The 18,557-nt window shown below is 65.6% G+C and carries 20 protein-coding genes and 1 pseudogene; 15 read left to right on the plus strand and 6 right to left on the minus strand.

The annotated features are described in order from the left end of the window. Positions 1–6 precede the first annotated feature (6 nt). From CEW88_RS25260 to CEW88_RS19290, 4 genes are all read left to right on the plus strand, one after another. Complete coding sequence (locus CEW88_RS25260) at positions 7–624, plus strand: phosphotransferase (RefSeq protein ID WP_368074614.1); 618 nt, start codon at positions 7–9, stop codon at positions 622–624. Further along, positions 534–1,028, plus strand: a complete 495-nt coding sequence (locus CEW88_RS19280; RefSeq protein ID WP_108970007.1) for a phosphotransferase enzyme family protein — start codon at positions 534–536, stop codon at positions 1,026–1,028. Before CEW88_RS25260 ends, CEW88_RS19280 begins: the two co-directional genes overlap by 91 nt. After that, positions 1,028–2,362 (plus strand): aspartate aminotransferase family protein, encoded by a 1,335-nt coding sequence (locus tag CEW88_RS19285; RefSeq protein ID WP_108970009.1) that lies wholly within the window; start codon positions 1,028–1,030, stop codon positions 2,360–2,362. Before CEW88_RS19280 ends, CEW88_RS19285 begins: the two co-directional genes overlap by 1 nt. A gap of 249 nt (positions 2,363–2,611) precedes the next feature. Next, the gene (locus CEW88_RS19290; protein ID WP_108970011.1) at positions 2,612–3,466 is read left to right on the plus strand and encodes an N-acetyltransferase; all 855 of its coding nucleotides are present in this window, start codon (positions 2,612–2,614) and stop codon (positions 3,464–3,466) included. Positions 3,467–3,587: 121 nt separating this feature from the next. Here the strand turns inward: CEW88_RS19290 and CEW88_RS19295 are convergent, their stop codons facing one another. After that, positions 3,588–4,877 carry an NAD(P)/FAD-dependent oxidoreductase gene (locus CEW88_RS19295; protein WP_108970013.1) on the minus strand — a complete coding sequence of 430 codons (1,290 nt, stop codon included), beginning with the start codon at positions 4,875–4,877 and terminating at the stop codon, positions 3,588–3,590. 3 nt (positions 4,878–4,880) lie between these two features. Then, the gene (locus tag CEW88_RS19300) at positions 4,881–5,546 is read right to left on the minus strand and encodes a haloacid dehalogenase type II (RefSeq protein WP_108970015.1); all 666 of its coding nucleotides are present in this window, start codon (positions 5,544–5,546) and stop codon (positions 4,881–4,883) included. A 201-nt stretch (positions 5,547–5,747) separates the two neighbouring features. Here CEW88_RS19300 and argE point away from each other — a divergent pair, with 201 nt between their 5' ends. From argE to CEW88_RS19315, 3 genes are all read left to right on the plus strand, one after another. Beyond that, a complete protein-coding gene (gene argE, locus CEW88_RS19305; RefSeq protein ID WP_108970017.1) occupies positions 5,748–6,872 on the plus strand; it encodes an acetylornithine deacetylase in 1,125 nt (374 codons plus the stop codon). Between the two features lie 122 nt (positions 6,873–6,994). Further along, a complete protein-coding gene (locus CEW88_RS19310) occupies positions 6,995–7,831 on the plus strand; it encodes a GNAT family N-acetyltransferase (protein ID WP_108970019.1) in 837 nt (278 codons plus the stop codon). Positions 7,832–7,966: 135 nt separating this feature from the next. Continuing rightward, positions 7,967–8,875 (plus strand): 2-hydroxyacid dehydrogenase, encoded by a 909-nt coding sequence (locus tag CEW88_RS19315; protein WP_108970020.1) that lies wholly within the window; start codon positions 7,967–7,969, stop codon positions 8,873–8,875. Positions 8,876–8,878: 3 nt separating this feature from the next. Here CEW88_RS19315 and CEW88_RS19320 read toward each other — a convergent pair whose 3' ends face one another. Beyond that, positions 8,879–9,373, minus strand: a complete 495-nt coding sequence (locus tag CEW88_RS19320; RefSeq protein WP_108970021.1) for an Lrp/AsnC family transcriptional regulator — start codon at positions 9,371–9,373, stop codon at positions 8,879–8,881. Positions 9,374–9,543: 170 nt separating this feature from the next. Between CEW88_RS19320 and CEW88_RS19325 the strand changes: the two genes are divergently transcribed. The 4 genes from CEW88_RS19325 (at position 9,544) to CEW88_RS25135 (ending at position 13,999) form a co-directional block, all read left to right on the plus strand. Then, positions 9,544–10,869 (plus strand): NAD(P)/FAD-dependent oxidoreductase, encoded by a 1,326-nt coding sequence (locus CEW88_RS19325; protein WP_108970022.1) that lies wholly within the window; start codon positions 9,544–9,546, stop codon positions 10,867–10,869. Between the two features lie 18 nt (positions 10,870–10,887). Continuing rightward, on the plus strand, positions 10,888–11,940 hold the full coding sequence (locus CEW88_RS19330) for a tartrate dehydrogenase (RefSeq protein WP_108970023.1): 1,053 nt from the start codon (positions 10,888–10,890) through the stop codon (positions 11,938–11,940). Then, the gene (locus CEW88_RS19335; RefSeq protein ID WP_108970024.1) at positions 11,937–13,373 is read left to right on the plus strand and encodes an NAD-dependent succinate-semialdehyde dehydrogenase; all 1,437 of its coding nucleotides are present in this window, start codon (positions 11,937–11,939) and stop codon (positions 13,371–13,373) included. The genes CEW88_RS19330 and CEW88_RS19335 overlap by 4 nt, the downstream gene beginning before the upstream one ends. Before the next feature lie 341 nt (positions 13,374–13,714). After that, a complete protein-coding gene (locus tag CEW88_RS25135) occupies positions 13,715–13,999 on the plus strand; it encodes a transposase (RefSeq protein ID WP_302664676.1) in 285 nt (94 codons plus the stop codon). Here CEW88_RS25135 and CEW88_RS25140 read toward each other — a convergent pair. Next, positions 13,980–14,162, minus strand: coding sequence for a hypothetical protein (locus CEW88_RS25140; protein WP_302664681.1), 183 nt, complete (start codon positions 14,160–14,162; stop codon positions 13,980–13,982). The two genes, CEW88_RS25135 and CEW88_RS25140, sit on opposite strands and share 20 nt — an antisense overlap. Between CEW88_RS25140 and CEW88_RS25145 the strand changes: the two are divergent. Both CEW88_RS25145 and CEW88_RS25150 read left to right on the plus strand, forming a co-directional pair. After that, a pseudogene (locus tag CEW88_RS25145) lies at positions 14,161–14,226 on the plus strand (hypothetical protein); the annotation flags it as partial. The gene CEW88_RS25140 and the pseudogene CEW88_RS25145 sit on opposite strands and share 2 nt — an antisense overlap. 46 nt (positions 14,227–14,272) lie before the next feature. Next, positions 14,273–14,836, plus strand: coding sequence for an IS3 family transposase (locus CEW88_RS25150; RefSeq protein ID WP_302664678.1), 564 nt, complete (start codon positions 14,273–14,275; stop codon positions 14,834–14,836). A 94-nt stretch (positions 14,837–14,930) separates the two neighbouring features. On the opposite strand, the gene CEW88_RS19345 is transcribed toward CEW88_RS25150, so the two are convergent. Both CEW88_RS19345 and CEW88_RS19350 read right to left on the minus strand, forming a co-directional pair. Then, positions 14,931–15,569, minus strand: coding sequence for a GntR family transcriptional regulator (locus CEW88_RS19345; RefSeq protein WP_108970025.1), 639 nt, complete (start codon positions 15,567–15,569; stop codon positions 14,931–14,933). Between the two features lie 11 nt (positions 15,570–15,580). Further along, the gene (locus tag CEW88_RS19350) at positions 15,581–16,507 is read right to left on the minus strand and encodes a dihydrodipicolinate synthase family protein (protein ID WP_108970026.1); all 927 of its coding nucleotides are present in this window, start codon (positions 16,505–16,507) and stop codon (positions 15,581–15,583) included. A gap of 107 nt (positions 16,508–16,614) precedes the next feature. Between CEW88_RS19350 and CEW88_RS19355 the strand changes: the two genes are divergently transcribed. Both CEW88_RS19355 and CEW88_RS19360 read left to right on the plus strand, forming a co-directional pair. Further along, the gene (locus CEW88_RS19355) at positions 16,615–18,033 is read left to right on the plus strand and encodes an FAD-binding oxidoreductase (protein ID WP_438839487.1); all 1,419 of its coding nucleotides are present in this window, start codon (positions 16,615–16,617) and stop codon (positions 18,031–18,033) included. Continuing rightward, positions 18,030–18,554, plus strand: a complete 525-nt coding sequence (locus CEW88_RS19360; protein WP_108970027.1) for a TRAP transporter small permease — start codon at positions 18,030–18,032, stop codon at positions 18,552–18,554. Before CEW88_RS19355 ends, CEW88_RS19360 begins: the two co-directional genes overlap by 4 nt. The last annotated feature ends 3 nt before the right edge of the window (positions 18,555–18,557 follow it).

Consider the following 18,557-nt stretch of genomic DNA (forward strand, 5'->3'; position numbering starts at 1 on the left):
GCACCCATGGCCGAACGGCCGGAGCACCGCGGCGCGGACCGGCCCGCCGAGTTGCTGGCCCGACACTACGGGATCGCGGCAAAGATCGTGCCGCTTGCCTCAGAGGTGGAACGAACTGACGAGATCCGCACGCCCGAGGGCCTTCGCCTGATCCTCAAGACCTCCTCCCGGGCCGAGGCGCGGGAGAGCTTTGCATTCCAGTCCGGTGTGCTTGCCGGGCTCGAAGGCCATGGCGCGGTGGTCGCGCCCCGACTGATCCGGACGCGCGACGGCAGTGCGATGTTTCACGACGGGGAGACCTGCGGCTACCTCCAGACCCGGCTCGACGGCACGCCGCTGCATAGCGCGGCGCAGACACCGGCGCTGGTCTTCGGCACGGGACGGTCCCTCGCCCGGCTGAACCTTGCGCTCGGCCGCTGCAGCCCGCCTGGGGGGGGCGTCCGGTGCTGTGGCACGTCGGATGCTGGCCTGAGCTTTCCACCCTGTCCCGTCATCTGGGACCGGGCCCGCTCTCCGACTTGGTGCGCGGCGCCATGGCGGAGCATGCCGAGCAGGTCGCCCCGCATCTGGAGGCGCTTGACTGGCAGATCACCCACAACGATCCCAGCCCGCACAACATCTTGATGACCGACAGCGGCGCGGGCTTCATAGATTTCGGCGACGGCGGCTGGAACCCGCGGCTTCAGGACCTGGCCATCGCCGCCGGACACATGGTCACCGATGCGCAGCAGCCGCTGGGCGGGGCAGAGATGCTGATCGCAGGCTATGCCAGCGTCATTCCCCTCTCCGCGCTCGACCGCCGGGTCCTTGTGGGCCTCATGCGGGCCCGGCAGGCGGCGCTCGTGCTCATCAATGGCTGGCGGTCCCATCTCTTTCCGGACCAGGCCGCATATATCAATAAGAACGTCGCACGGGCGGAACGCGGACTGGCAATCCTGTCGCGGCTCGACACGCTGGCCGCACAGGCCGCGATCGAGAAGGCGCTTTCTGCTACGCCACCCGCACCGAACCAGGAAGGTATAAGTTGATGACCACAGACCTCATGCCCAACCGCTACCGTCCGGGCGAAACCAAGCTGCCGGAGCGCGAGGCGGCGCTGATCGCACGTCGCGACGCGGTTCTGGGCGCGTCCTATCGGCTGCAATATAGCACCCCGGTGCATTTCGTGCGCGGCGAGGGCATGTGGCTCTACGATCCTGATGGCCGAGCCTATCTCGATTTCTACAACAATGTGCCCTCTCTAGGTCACTGCCACCCCGAGGTCACCGCAGCAATGGCCGAACAGGCCGCGCTGATCAGCGCCAACACGCGCTATCTGGAGCCGCGGCTCGTCGACTATGCCGAACGGCTCGTCGCGACCTTCCCGGCGGCGATGGACCGCGTCGTCTTTACCTGCACAGGCAGCGAGTCGAACGACCTGGCGCTCAGGATCGCCCGCCACGTCAGCGGTAACGAAGGCGTCATCGTGTCGTCCTACGCCTATCACGGCACCAGCGCCGCGGTGGCGGCCGTGTCGCCGAACCTGGGTGACGCCGTCCGGCTCAGCCCCTCGGTGCGGATGATCGACCTGCCGGGGCCGGAAGGCGTTCCGGCCGGAGAGGCAGAGGCGCATTTCACCGCACAGGTCAGGGCTGCGATCCACGACCTGGACCGGCGCGGCATCGGTGTGGCCGCGCTGCTCTTCGACAGCATCTTCTCCAGCGACGGCGTCTGGACTGACCCGCCGGGCTTCATCGCGGGCGGCGTAGAGGCGGTGCGGGCCGCCGGCGGGCTGGTGATCGCCGACGAGGTGCAGCCCGGCTTTGGCCGCACAGGGTCGCATATGTGGGGGTTCCAACGGCACGGGATCGTGCCGGACCTTGCCACGCTGGGCAAACCAATGGGCAACGGTTTTCCCATCGGCGCCGTCGTGGGCCGCCGCGACCCGATGGAAAGTTTCGGACAAACGGCGCGCTATTCCAACACCTTTGCCGGCAGCACCGTAGGGATCGCCGCCGCCGATGCAGTGCTCACGGTGCTGAAGCGCGATGACATTCCGGGCCATGCCGTGCGGATGGGCGCGCGCATGTGTGACGGGCTGGCGACGCTGGGGGAGCGGCACGCGATGCTGCAGGAGGTCCGGCATGCCGGGCTCTTCATCGGCGTCGACATCGGCACGGCGGACACACCTGCGCACCGGCGCCGCAGCATGGCGTTGGACGTTGTAAACAGCATGCGGGACGAGGGCGTACTGATTAGCACCACGGGCGCGAACGAGGATACTCTGAAAGTCCGTCCGCCGCTCGTTTGCCAGCCGGACCATATTGACCGTTTTATCGAGACCCTCGACATAGTTCTTGGCCGGGTTGCAAGCGAACAATGACCGGGGGGGGCCGGGGGCGTTACGATACCTGCGCGGCGCGCAAGAAATGGGCATAAAGTACCGAATATCGGTCTAATATGGGTAAACCTGCTTTGCGTCTGCAGGTAGGGTTTGATGAGGTCGGCGCTTGCAGCCTGGAACGGGCGCGCCACCTTTCGGTAGAACTGGCGCGCGTATCGCGCCCGATGAATTTCCCGGGTCCGAAACCCGGCCGGACCGGAGGCGGCGGATTTGAACGACACTCTTCGCATGGATGCTTACGAGGCGCAGGTGCGGCCGATCGCCGCCAAAGATCGTGCGCTGCTGCACGAGCTGACCGTCAGCGTCTTCTGGCCTCATCGGGACAGCGATCTGGACCTGCTGTTGCAGCTGGGCGAGGGCTATATCGCCTTGGACGAGATTGGCCGCCCGCTCGGCTCTGCCATGCATTTTCCAACCGGCGGGGATTTTTCCATGCTGGGCATGATGGTGACGCCGCCGCGGCTTCAGGCACGGGGCGGCGGGCGATTTCTCCTTCAACGGCTCATGAAAGTTTGCGAAGGGCGCGACATGCGCCTCAATGCGACCCGCTCCGGCTACAGACTATATCTGAGCGCCGGGTTCCGCCATGCGATGACTGTCTACCAACACCAAGGTCATATTGTGCGCGTGCCGGAGGTGCCAGCCATGCCCGGGCTCGAACTCACAGTGCTTTCGCCCGAGGATCACGTCACGGTTCGGGAGATGGACAGTATCGCTTACGGGCTGGACCGCAGAGCGGCAATCGACGCGCTGCTCGGGGTGTCCTCCGGTGTGGTGGCATGGCGCGCCGGACGGCCCTGCGGCTTTGCCCTACGGCGACGGTTCGGCAAGGGCGACCTGATCGGCCCACTGGCGGCCGATACCGAAGAGACCGCAGTCCAGATCGTGGCTCAGCTTTTCCGTCAGGCGCAGGGCGGCTTCTTTCGGATAGATACCCCCGGTGAGAACGAGGCCCTGCGCGGGCTGGTGACCGCCGCCGGTATGCGGCAGTTCGATACGGTGACGGAAATGCACCTTGGGGCAAACCGCCGCGCGACTGAGGGCATGGTCCACTACGGTCTAGCAGCACATTCTCTGGGCTGAAGCGTCTTGCGCGCGACCGCGCTCCCCCACGCCGCCGATCGCGTTCGAAAACGCTGCCACGGCGACGTCGGGGATGCCTCGGTCTCGACCGGACGAGAGACGATCTCATACGTCCCTCTCGTCAGGACAGCCGGTCCTTCAATCCGAACCAGAGCCCCGCCAGCGGCAGGAACCACGGCTTGCCGTTGAGCGCGGGCACGGCCGGCCAGTCCAGCCCCTCAAGCGGGTTGGTATCCTTGCGCCCCATCGCCAAGTCGGCGAGCACCTGCCCAAGGAGGGTAGACAGCTGCGCGCCGTGGCCGGAATAACCCATGCCGTAGATCATGCCGTCGGCTTCTCCTGCGCGGGGAAAGCGGTCCCGGGTCAGTCCGACCAACCCACCCCAGCAATAGTCGATCTCCACCGGGGCCAGATCCGGGAAGATGCCGGTCATCGCCTCGCGCAGGACCGCGCCAGAAGCCGCGTCGGATTTCTGGTCGGACCGGGCAGAGAAGCGCGCCCGCCCGCCGAAGATAAGCCGGTTGTCTGGCGAGAGACGAAAGTAGTTTCCGATGTTCAACGACGTCACGCAGGTCCGGTTGCCGGGCATCGTCTGCGCGACCTCGGCCTCCGTCAGCGGCCGGGTGGCAATCACGAAAGAGGCAATGGGAATGATCCGCTTGCGAAAATACTTCAACGGCGCCCTTGGCACTTGCGCGGAGTAGGCGCCGGTCGCAGCGATAACCGTGTCCGCGTGCACTGTGCCGCGCGGAGTCTCCAGCGCCCAGCCGTCCCGCGTCCTGCTACGTCCAGTGACCGGCGCGCCTTCCCAGATCTTTCCACCGTGGCGCGTGACGGCCTCCGCGAGGCCGGTCAGGTAGCGGCCCATGTGCATCATGGCGGACTTCTCGAACAGGATGCCGCCATGGAACCCGTCGGAGCCGATCTCGTATTTCAGATCGGCCCGGTCGATCCAGCGGGTGGCGGGATCGACCTCCCGCGCGACCAACTCGTGATTGGCGCGAAGCCCAGCGACGTGGCTGGGCTTCGACGCCAGTTTGAGCTTGCCCGAGCGGCGGAAGCTGCAAGAGATGCCTTCCTCGGCGATCACGTCCTCGATCATCTCGATTGAGCGGTCGAAGGCGCGGTATAGGCGCCGCGCTCGCTCTGCCCCGAGATGGGACTGGGCATCGGCATAGCCATGGGCGATGCCGTTATTCAGATGCCCACCGTTGCGGCCCGATCCCCCTGCCCCGACATTTGCGGCCTCCAGTACCGCGACCCGCAGGCCCTCACGGGCCAGCTTTCGCGCGGCATTGAGCCCGGTGAAGCCGGCGCCGATGACCGCGACGTCGTATCGGCCCTCGACCGGATCGGTGCGCCCGCCGTCGAAGGCAGGCGCGGTGTCGTACCAGTAGGATGCGAACTTCATCGCTCAGAGGCCCAGAACCGCGGGCAGATGCGAAACGTCCGGCACCTCGGTGTAGCCATAATAGGGGTTGGCGGGCTCGTGCCCGCGATTGACCCAGACCTTGTTGGTGATGCCCAAGTCATGCGCCGTCATCAGGTCGTAGCGGAAGCTGGAGGAGACGTGCAGCACGTCTTCCGGCCCGCAGCCCAGCGTGTCTAACATATACTCAAAAGCCTGCATGTGGGGCTTGTAGGCACCGGCACTTTCCGCTGTCAGCACATGGGCAATCGGCGCGCCGAGCTTGGCGATGTTATGCGGGATCTGTGCGTTCATCGAATTCGTCAGGGCCACCAGCGGGAATTCCTCCGCCACGCGCGACAGGCCGGCGGGTACGTCGGGATTGGGCCCCCAGGTCGGGACGCGGTCATAGATATCCTTGGCAACCGCAGGATCGAAGACCACGCCGTTGCGCTTGCAGGTGCGTTCGAGCGCGTTGTGAACGACCTCGGCGTAGGGTTTGAAATCGTGCAGAACCTCGTCGAGCCGGTAAGCCGAGAAGTCGCGGACGAAGACTTCCATTTGCTCGGGCGAAAGATGCGCGCCGTAGTGGTCGCGCGCAGCGCCGGCCATGTCGAAATAGATCATGGTACCGTGGCAGTCGAAACTGATGAACTTGGGGCGGAAGGTCATGGGTATCTCCGATTTGGTGTCCTCCTTTCAGCATCGACACTCCGGAGGTAAAGAGATGCTGGGTTCGCCCGGTCAGAGGCATGAAATTGCGTTTGCATCGCCGCTTGCAGCAGAGCGTGCCGGCAGCCGCCGGAAGTCGGGTCCGCCGTCTGACCGGAACGGTGCATTCTGGACGCACGGATGAAACCGAGGAGAGCAGGCATGACGAAAGAGCCCGGGAACGTGGAAGAGATGCTGGCCAGACTGGTCGGCTTTGACAGCGTGGTCGCCCGGCCGAACGGGCGGATCGTGGAGTTCGTCCGCGACTGGCTGTCAGCGCTGGGAATCGCCGCGCATGTGCTGCCCGGTCCCGAGGGCGACAGGTCCAATCTCTTCGCCAGCATCGGGCCGGTCGACAAGCCAGGCTTCGTGCTCTCGGGGCATCTCGATGTCGTTCCGGCGACGGAACCGGGCTGGCACGCAGACCCCTTCGTCCTTCGCGAGGACGCCGGGCGGCTGATAGGACGCGGTGCCTGCGACATGAAGGGCTTCGTCGCTGCCGCGCTGTCGATGCTGCCGGAGCTCGCCGCGATGGACCTGCCGGTGCCGATCCACCTGGCGCTCTCCTACGATGAAGAGGCCGGGTGCCGCGGCGTACCGCATCTGCTGGCGGCGCTTCCCGATCTCTGCGCGCGACCGCAGGGAGCGATCATCGGCGAGCCGACCGAGCTGATGCCGGTGCTGGCACACAAGGGAAAGGCCGCGGTCCGCGTCACCGCCTCCGGAACGGCGGGCCATTCCTCACGGCCCGATCTTGGGGACAATGCCATCCACACGCTAGTACCTGTGCTGGAGGCCGCTGTCGGCCAGGCCGCTGCGCTGACAAAGGGCGCGCAGGACGCCCGTTTCGCACCGCCCTGGTCCAGCCTGCAGATCGGCACGATCTCTGGCGGTCAGGCGCTCAATATCATACCCGACGCTGCCGTGGCGGAGATCGAGGCGCGCGCCATCGCCGGGGCCGACCCGATGACCCTACTCGCCCCTGTGCGCGCCGCTGCCGAGGCAGCGGGGGCCGCCTGCGACATAATTTCCGCTTATCCCGCGCTGGCCCTGGCCACCGATCACCCGCTGGCTGAGCGCCTTGCCCGGCTCAGCGGTCAGTGCCCGCTGGACGCCGTCAGCTTCGGAACGGAGGCGGGGCTTTTCCAGGCCGCCGGCATCCCTTCCATTGTCTGCGGCCCGGGCAATATCGCACGTGCCCATAAACCGGAAGAATACCTGCACCGCGACGAGTTGCAGGCCGCCTGCGCGCTGATCCGACGGCTTGGCAAAAGCCTGAGCGAATGACGGCATTTTCTGCGGCCTCACCCGGCGCAGTCTGGCCAAATCTGCCGCCGTTACCCGCGATCAAGCCAATGATGCCACGACGGGACTGCTACGTTTCGGAGGAATGAAGCAGGAACGGTACCATGACCAGAGTTGACACCCCCTCCCCCGCCCCCTCCGCCGTCGACATCGTCGGGTTCGAGCCGGCACATCTGGAGGGCGCCCAAGCTCTGTCCACGGCTGTCGGCTGGGCGCATCGGGTGGAAGACTGGGCACTGAACCTCTCGGTGTCCCGCGGAGTGATCGGCTTGGCAGACGGGCGAGTCGTCGCGACGGCGCTGTGTTCGCTGCATGGCCCGGTGGCAACGCTAAACATGATCATCGTCGACGGCTCCATGCGTGGCCGTGGCCTGGGACGCAAGGTGATGGAAGCGGCGATGGCACTGGCAGAAGACCGCGAGATGCGCCTCGTCGCGACGCCGGAGGGCATGCCGCTCTACCGCAAGCTCGGCTTCCTCGAAAACGGTCGGATCGTCCAGATGGGCGGGACGGCCCGGGCGGCAACGCCCGAGTGCGACGTGCAGGTCGGCTCGGTCAACCCTCAGCGACTGGCGAAGATGGACTTCGCCGCCAGCGGAATGGAGCGGGGCGCGCTGCTTACGCGGATCGCCGAGGCGGGAGAGACGCTGAGCGCCGACGGCGGCTTTGCCATGCTACGCCGGTTCGGTCGGGGCCATGTGCTGGGCCCGATTGTGGCGCGCAACCCGGCCACCGCCCGGGCGCTGATTGCGGCGGCGGCCACCCGGATGGAGGGGCAGCCCTTGCGCATCGACGTCTACGAGGACCTGGGCCTGGTCCCCTTCATCGAGGAGCTGGGCCTCGCCATCGCCGGGACCGGAACACCCATGGTGCGCGCTGCGAAGGCTCATCCGGAATCCGACTACCGCACTCATGCGCTGGTATCGCAGGCCCTTGGCTGAGCCGATGCACCGCACCGTCTGCCGTTTCGGCGCTCTCCATGATGGTTTCCGTCTGGCACGTCCGGACCTCACAGGCGCGGGATGCGGCCTCTTCCTCCCGCCCGTCCGTCGGGCACTGCGCAAGGAGACGCGCTGATGGCTTTGCTGTTCACCTCCACCCCCGACCGGCGGCCCGTCTGGCAATCGCTCTTCGAGGCCGAAGGGATACCGATAATCTCCGGCGAGGATGCCGTGACCGATCCGGCGGAGGTGACAGCGATTGCCTGCTGGGTGCCGCCCGCCGATCTGTCGCGGTATTCCAACCTGCGCGCCGTGATCTCCGTCGGCGCGGGTGTCGACCATCTGCCACCCCTGCCCGCAGGCGTGGCGCTGTCGCGCACCTTGGCGCCAGGGATCGAGGCGATGGTACGCGACTGGGTGGTCATGGCGACGCTCACGCTGCACCGCGACTTGCCCCGCTACCTGGAACAGGGTCGGGCGGGCACCTGGCAGAGCCACCCCGTCGCGCTGGCCGGGTCGCGCCGGGTCGGAATCCTGGGCATGGGGAGGATCGGAACGCTGGCCGCACTTAGCCTGCAAGCCTTGGGCTTCGACGTGGCGGGGCTTTCGCGGTCCGGCGTAGACGGCGCCGTGCCGATGTTCGCGGCCTCCGACATGGAACGGTTCCTGGCGCGGTCCGATCTGCTGATTTGCCTGCTGCCGCTAACGCCCGAGACGCGGGGCATTCTGAACGTGAAGACGCTCTCGGCCCTGCCCCGGGGCGCCTGCCTCGTTCATGCTGGCCGCGGCGCGCATCTCGATACCGTCGCTTTGCGCGACGCACTGAAATCGGGTCAGATCTCGGCTGCCATGCTGGACGTGACCAATCCCGAACCGTTGCCCGCGGACCATTGGATGTGGCAGGATCCCCGCGTGATCGTCACCCCACATGTGGCGGCCCAGACCGATGCGACCGAAGGCGCGAGGCATGCGCTGTCAGTAATGCGGGCGCTGCGCGACGGCACGCAGGTGCCGGGTCTTGTCGATCCAGTGCGCGGCTACTAAGCGTCAGTCGGGGTCGCTGAACAGCCGGGTCAGATCGACATGCTTGCGAGCGAAGGGCGTTTTCAACACGACAAAGCTGAAATATTTGTCGATACCTACCTCGCGGTCAATCAGCCCCTCGACGATGGACTGGTAATCTTCGATCCCGTTGGTGACGAACTTCACCAGGTAATCGTAGCCGCCCGACACCAGGTGGCATTCGACGCAGCTGTCAATTTTCTCCAGCGCTTCTTGGAAGCGGGCGAAGTCGATCTGCCGGTGGTTCTTGAGTGTAAATTCCGTGAAGACCGTCATGGTCGAGCCCAGGCGTGCCAAGTCGATCTGCGCCGAATAGCCCGAGATATAGCCCGCCTGCTGCAGCTTTTTCACCCGCATCAGGCAGGGCGAGGGCGAGAGGTTCACTGCATCGGCAAGCTCGACATTGGTGATGCGGCCGTTGCGCTGCAGCACCGCGAGAATTTTCACGTCGATCCTGTCGAGCTTGTAGGCCGGCTTCATTGCTTTTCCTTGGGTCAGGATCAGGGAGGCGGAATGCCCATCCGGGATGGTGTTCTACCGCACCTTATTTATCACCACGTTTCAAAAGGAAATGCCGTTTGCGGGGGCGATTGCAGAACAACGCGCTGCCGGGCCCCGGCTAAGGTCCGTTCAAAATGAAAGGTCTGCCCATGTCCGCGCCACGCCTCTCCGTGACCACCTCCGACATAATGCCCTCCCAAGCCGATTGCGTCGTGATCGGGGGAGGGATCGTCGGCGTCTGTACCGCTTACTGGCTGGCAAGCGCAGGCCAGAAAGTCGCCCTGCTCGAGAAGGGGGTGATCGGGGGCGAACAGTCCAGCCGCAACTGGGGCTGGTGCCGCCAGCAGAACCGCGACGCGCGCGAACTGCCGCTCTCGACGAAGAGCCTAGACCTCTGGGAACGCATGGGCGCAGAGATCGGGGACAGCCTGGGATTTCGTCGCTGCGGCCTGCTCTATCTCTCCAATGACGATGCAGAGATCGAGGGCTGGGACGATTGGGGCCGTTTTGCGCGAGGCGAAGGCATCGACACCCGCATGCTGACCGCTGAAGAGGCTGCAACACGCGGCGCGGCCACCGGCCAGCGCTGGAAGGGCGGTGTCTGGTCGCCCACTGACGGCACCGCCGACCCGGCTCGGGCGGCCCCGCTAATCGCACAGGCCGTGGAAAAGCTGGGCGGTCATGTGGTGCAGTCCTGCGCCGCGCGGGGCATCGAACGCAGTGGCGGCCGCGTTTCGGCGGTTGTGACCGAACGCGGCACGGTGCGCACGTCTGCCGTTGTCGTGGCCGGCGGGGCCTGGGCCGCAAGCTTCCTGCACCAGATCGGCATTTTCTTTCCGCAGGCCTCGGCCCGCAGTTCGATCCTGTCGGTCGCTCCGGGCGTGATGGGCCTGCCTGACACCCTCCATACGAAGTCCGTGACGGTAACGCGACGCGCCGATGGCGGCTACACTCTGGCCACCTCGGGGCGAGCGAACCTTGATCCGACTCCGGGCGCAATCCTCGGCATGCGGCATTTTCTGCCGATGTTCGCCCGGCGCTGGCGGGTGCTGCGCCCCGGCGGCACCCAGGCCTGGGCCGCGGGATTCGAGACGCGCCGTTGCTGGGCGCTGGACCAGCCGACCCCTATGGAACGCACCCGAATCCTGGACCCGAAGCCGGATGCCACGGTTATCGCCCAGACGCTTGAGCGCGCGCGCGTGCTGATGCCCGAATTGCGCAAGGCGCCCGTTCAGGCCGCGTGGGGCGGCTATATCGATAGTACCCCGGATGGCGTACCGGTCATCGATGCCGACATCGGCATTCCCGGTCTTGTCCTGGCGGCGGGCCTGTCGGGCCATGGGTTCGGAATCGGACCCGGCGTTGGCCATCTGGTGGCCGACATGGTCCTGGGCCGGAGTCCAATCACCGAAACTGCTCAATACCGGCTGGCCCGTCTAGGCCACAGCCAGTGGGGCAAGGTTTCTGATTTCTGATTATCGGCGGAGCAACACATGCATACATATAATCTGGCCGTGATCCCCGGCGACGGGATCGGCGGGGATGTCACCGCGGCCGCGATGGCGGTCGTTGTCGCGGCTGCCAAGCAACACGGTTTCGCCGTCACGTCGCAGCAGTTCGACTGGTCCTGCGCGCATTACCTTGAGACCGGAAAGATGATGCCCGAGGGCGCGATCGAGACGCTCCGGGCTTTCGACGCGATCTATCTCGGTTGCGTGGGCTGGCCGGAAACGGTGCCCGATGCGATCTCTCTGCACGGGCTGCTGCTGCCGATCCGCAAGGCGTTCAACCAATACGCCAACATCCGTCCGCACAGGCTTCTGCCCGGTGTCGAAGGCCCGCTGAAGGCCGCAGCATTCGACATCCTGTGCATCCGCGAGAACACGGAGGGCGAATATTCCGGCGCGGGCGGTCGTGCCCATCGGGGCATGGCGAATGAGGTGGCTGTGGAGACGGCGATCTTCACCCGCGCGGGCATCGAACGCATCCTACGCTTCGCCTTCGAACAGGCCCGCGCGCGGCGCGGGCACGTCACCTCCGTCACCAAATCCAACGCGCAAAAGCACTCAATGGTCTTCTGGGACGAGATGACCCGCCAGGTCGCGCAGGATTACCCGGACGTGACCGTGACCTTGACGCATGTCGATGCGATGGCCGCGCGAATGGTGATGGCCCCTGAAAGCCTCGACGTGGTGGTGGCCTCCAACCTCTTCGGCGACATCCTCACCGACCTTGGTGCGGCGATCCAGGGCGGGCTGGGCTTTGCGGCTTCGGCCAATATCTGTCCCGACCGCAGCAGCCCCTCAATGTTCGAGCCGGTGCACGGCTCGGCCCCCGATATCGCCGGGCGCGGCATTGCCAACCCCATCGCGGCGATCTGGTCGGCGGCCATGATGCTGGACCATCTAGGCGAGATCGCTGCGGCGAATGCCATCATGACCGCCACGGAAGCCGCAACCGGCCAGGGCATCGGCACACGCCCGGGCCAGCAGTCCACCGATGACATTACCACAGCGATCCTCACTGCACTGGAGACCCTAGCATGATCCTAAACGACCCTGACCTCTTCCGCAACGCAGCCCTGATCGACGGCGACTGGCGGTCCCGCCCCGGCCTGACCGTGACAAATCCCGCAACCGGGGCGTCGCTGGGGGACCTGCCCGACTGCACCGCGGCGGAAACAGAGGAGGCAATCTCGGCGGCGGAGCGGGCGATGAAAAGCTGGGCCTCGCGCACCCATGCGGAGCGGGCGGATATCCTGCTGGCCTGGTACCACCTTATCCTCGACAATACCGAGGACCTGGCGCAGATCTTGACCGCCGAACAGGGCAAACCGCTGGCCGAGGCCCGCGGAGAAGTAGCCTATGGCGCCAGCTTCGTGCGCTGGTTCGCGGAAGAAGCGCGGCGCATCAACGGCAAGATCATTCCCTCCCCCACCGCCGGCAAAAAGATATTCGCCATGAAGGGGCCGGTCGGCGTGTGCGCAATCATCACGCCTTGGAACTTTCCCATCGCCATGATCACCCGAAAGGTGGCGCCTGGGTTGGCGGCAGGTTGCACCATGGTGATCAAACCCTCCGATTTCACGCCTTATTCCGCGCTGGCGCTTGCGGTGCTGGCCGAACGCGCCGGGATCCCGGCCGGGGTGCTCAACGTGCTGACCGGCCGGCCCGAGGCGATCGGCGGCGCGCTGACGAAGAGCCCTGTGGTGCGCAAGCTGTCGTTCACCGGCTCGACCCGCGTGGGCGCGCTTCTGGCCGAGCAATGCGCGCCCACGCTCAAGCGGCTCAGCCTGGAGCTGGGCGGGAACGCCCCTTTCGTGATTTTTGATGACGCCGATCTTGACGCGGCGGTCGAGGGAGCGATCCAGTCGAAGTTCCGCAATGGCGGGCAGACCTGCGTCTGCGCCAACCGGATCATGGTGCAGGTAGGCATCCACGATGCCTTTGTTGCGGCGCTGGCCGCGCGGGTCGACGCGCTCCGTGTGGGCCCCGGCGACCAGAAAGGGATTGACATCGGTCCCATGATCAATCCCGCCGCGATCGAGAAAATCAACGCCCATGTGGCCGATGCCTTGGAGCGTGGTGCGACCCGCGCCACCCGTTCGCGCGATCTGACCGGACAATATGCCGATCCGGTGGTTCTGTCCGGCGCAACTACCGAGATGCGCCTCGCGGCGGAGGAGACCTTCGGTCCGGTCGCGCCGATATTCCGCTTTGAGACGGAAGACGAGGCACTGGCGCTGGCCAATGGCACGCCCTTTGGCCTTGCCGCCTATTTCTACACCCGCGACATGTCCCGGGCGTTCCGCTTCGGCGAGGCACTGGAGTTCGGGATGGTGGGGCTGAATACCGGCCTTCTCAGTAACGAGGTCTCGCCCTTCGGGGGCGTCAAGGCCTCCGGCCTCGGTCGCGAAGGCGGTCAAGAAGGGATCGACGAATATCTCGAAACGAAGGCGATGCATTTCGGCGGTCTCTGAAAGGACCCTGCCGTGGCGGGCTCGATGCATTTATCGGTCGCGTATATCTCTAAGCTAAAAAGTCTCGGGCCACGGTCACTGGTACCGGAGCGATGTCGCGCCGGTCATCGCTCCGCGTCGAGCGAGAGATCGATAGCGACACCGTAGAGCGGCGTTGCTGCGAAGCGATCCAATATGCCTGACCGCGACCACGGCGATTAGAGAACGCCACGGGAGACTATCCGTTTTGTTCACCCTGTGCTGGCGGCTCTTAACGACGTTTGCTCAGTGCGCAGTGAGATGGTCCCCGAAAACTGGACACCCTGCTAAGCTTGCCGCCAACGATGACGAGGAAGAACAGCGTGGCTGGCAAACGAAAGAATTACGGCGCCGAGTTCAAGGCGAAGGTGGCGCTTGAGGCTATCCGTGGTGAGCTGACGGTCGCCGAACTGGTGGCAAAGCACGGCGTGCATCAGACCCTCATCAACACCTGGAAGCGGCAGGCGCTCGAGGGCATGTCCGCAATCTTCTCCGGCAAGGCCGAGGCGAAGGCGGCCGAGAAGGAGGGCGAGATCGAGAAGCTGCACGCCAAGATCGGCCAACTCGTGGTGGAGCGGGATTTTTTAGTCAAAGCCTCCGGACGGTGAGCGTGTCCCGGAGGCGAGAGATGATCGATCCGAAGCACTCGGTGCTGTCGATCACCCGGCAATGTGCGCTGATCGGGATCAGCTGATCGGCGTGGTATGGGCCAGGCAGAACCGAGACACCGCTGAACCTGGCGTTGATGAAGCTGATCGATGCGCAGTTCATGGAGACGCCTTTCTACGGCAGCCGCCAGATGGCGAGGCACCTGCGCAACCAGGGCTACTGCGTCGGGCGCAAGCGCATCCGGCGGCTGATGGCGAGGATGGGCCTGCGCGCTGTCTACCAGCCGCCGCGCACGACGGTGCCCCACCCGGAGCACCGCAAGTATCCGTACCTCCGTGATCGAGCGCCCAAACCAGGTCTGGTGCGCGGACATCACCTACATTCCCATGCGGCGGGGCTTCCTCTACCTCGTGGCGATCATGGACTGGGCGACGCGCCGAGTGCTGTCCTGGCGGCTCTCAAACACGATGGACACCGAGTTCTGCATTGAGGCGCTGGAGGATGCCTTTCGGCTTCACGGACGGCCCGAGATCTTCAATACGGATCAGGGCAGCCAGTTCACCAGCCCGCGCTTCACGCAGCCCTTGCTGGACGCGACGGTGAAGGTCTCCATGGACGGTCGAGGACGCTGGATGGACAACGTCATGATCGAACGGCTATGGCGGTCGCTGAAATACGAGTGCGTCTACCTCCACGCCTTCGAAACCGGGTCTGCGGCCCGGGCAGGCATCGGAAAGTGGATGACCTTCTACAACACCGAGCGCCCACATTCGACACTTGGAGGCAGAACACCGGTCGAGGCCCATCAGGGCCCCGGCCTCAAGGCGGCAGCATGATCACCAGGCAAGCTTAGCAGCGCCGCTAAACTGTCCGGAAAATGGGGACCACCTCAGTCTATGACGGCGCCGATCGTCTGCGCTCTTGCTCGGTTTAAATGCGCACGGCGCGCTGCTTTGCACTTCCCAGATGCGCCGCCAACGCCGCTTCCGCGGAGGCCGCATCTCGGGCGATCAGCGCATCGATAAGGGCAAGGTGTTCGTCCATGACGGAAACCACGAGCTCTGGCAGCATCCGCGTGTCTTCGTTGCGGATCAGCCGGATCTTTATCGAATTGGTGCGGTAGATCGCCGAGATGATGTCATTGCCGAGCGCGTCGATCATCCGGTCGTGCATGTCCCAGTCCATCTGCTGCGCGGCGGCCAGAAGCTGCGGATTCACCCCCTGCAACGCCGCCTCGCGTATGTCGAGATGGCGGCGCTGCAAATCTTGAAGTTCGTCGTCTGTCGCGACTGCTGCGAAGTTGCGCACCGCCTCACGCTCAAGCACCGCGCGCAACTGGAACGCGTTGCGGATCAGGCCAACGTCCACCTGAACGATCTGCAATCCGCGGTTCGGCACAGTGCGGATCAGGCCATCGGCCTCGAGCCGTGGGATCATCTCGCGGATCGCACCGAGTGGCATACCAGTGATCTTCACCAGCTCGCGCTGCGACACGAACTGCCCCATCGAGATTTGACGGGACAGAAGCTGTTCGGTGAATGTCTCGTAGGCCTGGTCGCGCAGCGTCATCTCTTTCTCCGTCAGGGAGCCTGTATGGCAGCGAGTTCTTCCACGCGGGGGGCCAGTGCGGCAATCACTGACGCGTCGGCAGGCTGCAGGGGCGCGCGGGTGCGTTGCCATCCGTCCTCGTCGCGGGCAGCGCCGACGAGCGCCTTGACCAGCGGCGTCACCGGGACCTGCACAATCTCGTCCACGAGGGAATCCAGTGCGGGCTGTGGCTCGCCCGCGTGCACGAGGCGCCGCATCATCCCGGGGAGCAAGTTGGCCATGCCGCTGATCGCACCGGCGCCGCCGAGCGGGGCCGCGCGGGCGAGCAGGCGCTCATCACCAATTAGTATCGCCAGATCGTCCATCGGCAAGAGCGCGGTCGCGTGATCCCAACGGCCCGCGCTATCCTTGACGCCGTAGATCGCCGCGCCGCATGCATCCTTCAGGCGGCGCACCAGCGGCGCGTCGAAGCTCACGCCGGTGACCTGCGGGATATGGTAGAGGATGATCTCGGGGCTGGCGTCGCCAAGGCGCGCGACAAATTCCGTCACCCAGGTGAAGAGCGCATCGTCGGTGATGCCCTTGAAATAGAACGGCGGCGCCAGCAGCAAGCGCGAAGCCCCGCCACTCAAAGCGGCGCGGGCCTGCGTCTCTGCGGTCTCGGGATCACAGGCTGCGATGCCGACCGTGATCCTGTCGGCGGGCACGCCCGCGTCTTTCACAGCGTCCAGCATCGCCGCGCGCTCGCTCATGCCAAGCGAGGCGCCTTCGCCCGTGGTGCCATAGAGCGTAATCCCGTCCACCCCCTGCCCCACGACATCGGCGGCGTGCGCCGCCAGCCGCGCAAGATCCACCGATCCGCTTTCGGTGAACGGCGTCACCATGGCCACGGAGACCCCGAAAAGATGGGCACGGGGCGCGCTTTTCGCGCTCTGGTCAAGGGTCAAAGGGGCGGACATGTGTTTCTCCGAGGCTGAATGCATGACTGACATGTTGCTGGGTTGACAGTGATATTGCAAGCTGTAAATTTCGAAGCAGTTGGTACCCTAGAGGAGGAGTGCGCTGCATGGACGGAGGAGTCCCCAATCCTGCATGCCAGCCGGAGGCCTTGGCCGCGATGCTGTCCGGACTGCCCGAGATCGCGCGCGCTACGCTTATCGATCCGGTGCCGCCGCGCAACTGGAACGACTGGTCAGCGCTCGCGCCGGAAGCGCCTTCCGCGCTGTTCTGCCCACGCTCTGCCGAACAGGTCTCGGCGATCCTCGCCGCCGCCAATGCGGCACGCGTGCCGGTGGTGCCGCAAGGCGGTCTGACCGGCCTCTGCGGCGGAGCGCGCCCGATCGCAGGCGGCATTGCGCTGTCGCTCGAGAAAATGGTCGGAATCGAGGAAATCGATGAGGCATCGGCCACGATGACGGTGCTCGCCGGAACACCGCTTGAGACCATCCAGAAGGCCGCCGCCGAGCGCGGGCTGTTCTTCTCGCTGGACCTCGGCGCGCGCGGTTCCTGCGCCATCGGCGGCAATGCCGGGACCAATGCAGGCGGCAATCGGGTGATCCGCTACGGCATGACGCGCGACCTCGTGCTCGGTGCCGAGGTGGTGCTGCCCGATGGCACCATCGTCAACGCGCTCTCCAAGCTCATCAAGAACAACACCGGCTACGACGTGCGGCAGCTGTTCATTGGCTCGGAGGGCACGCTTGGGGTGATCACCCGCTTGGTCCTTCGCCTGCACCCTGCCCCCGGCTGCACCCATGCGGCCATCTGCGGCCTGTCGGATTATGGCAAGGTGGTCGATCTGCTGCGCGGCGCGCGGCGCAAGCTGGGACCGACGCTTTCCGCATTCGAGGCGATGTGGCCAGACTACTGGCAGGTGGCCTGCGCTGTGCCGGGGGTGCGCGATCCTCTCGAAGGGACGCACGCCCATACCGTGCTGATCGAGGCCCAGGGCACCGACGAAGAGATCGACGGGCCGCGCTTCATGGCCTTTCTTGAGGCGATGTTCGAGGAAGGGGTGATCGACGACGCAGCGATCTCGCAGAGTCTCTCGGACGTGCAGTCCTTCTGGGGGGTGCGCGATGCCTGCGCCGAGTTCAAGACCACGCTGGGGCCGCATCATGCGTATGACGTCGGCCTGCCTACCGGACAGATGGACGCCTTTGCCGATGCCTGCCGCGACGCCGTGGCCGCGGCGGTGCCCGGAGGTCGGTCGGTCTATTACGGCCATATCGGCGACGGCAACCTGCACCTGCTGGCTTGGGTGCCGGGGGCAGAACCGCAGCCGGGCGAGGCGCTCGATGAGGCGGTCTATGCCACGGTGCTCGCTTTCGGCGGCTCGGTTTCCGCCGAGCACGGCATCGGCACGACCAAGAAGAAATATCTCGAATTCTCCCGCACTCCGGAGGAACTGGAGGTGATGCGCCGGGTCAAACACGCACTTGATCCCAACGGCATCCTCAACCCCGGCAAGGTGATCGACGCATGAGACTGCTCCGCGCACTAGAGGCGCATTTCGAGCGCGCCATCCTTGCCATCATCCTTTTCGCGCTGGTCGCGATCCTCGCCGCGCAGGTGGTGTTTCGCTACATCGTTGGCTCGCCGCTGGTGTGGTCCGAGGAACTGGCCCGCTACCTTCTGGTCTGGTGCACTTTCATCGGCGTGAGCCTCGCGGTGCGCGAGGGACGCAATATCTCGGTCGATCTGCTGCCGGTGCTCTGCGGCACGCGCTGGCTGCGCGCCTTCGCGGTGCTGGCGCTGCTCGGCTCCGGGCTCTTCTTCGCGCTGATGGTCTGGTACTCGGTGCCCCTCACCCAGCGGGTCGCGAAGATCGGACAGGCCTCGCCGGGGCTGGGGATACAGATGTGGCTGGTCTACCTCGCGGTGCCGGTCGGCATGGGCATGGCCTTGCTGCGCGCCCTTCAGGCGCTCTGGCTGCTGGTCCGCGACGGGGCCGTTCCGGGCCTTGACCTGACGGACGAGCACGCCGTCATCCACGAAGACGTGTAGGGG

Source organism: Alloyangia pacifica, assembly GCF_003111685.1.
In the GTDB taxonomy this organism is placed as follows: Bacteria; Pseudomonadota; Alphaproteobacteria; order Rhodobacterales; family Rhodobacteraceae; genus Salipiger; species Salipiger pacificus_A.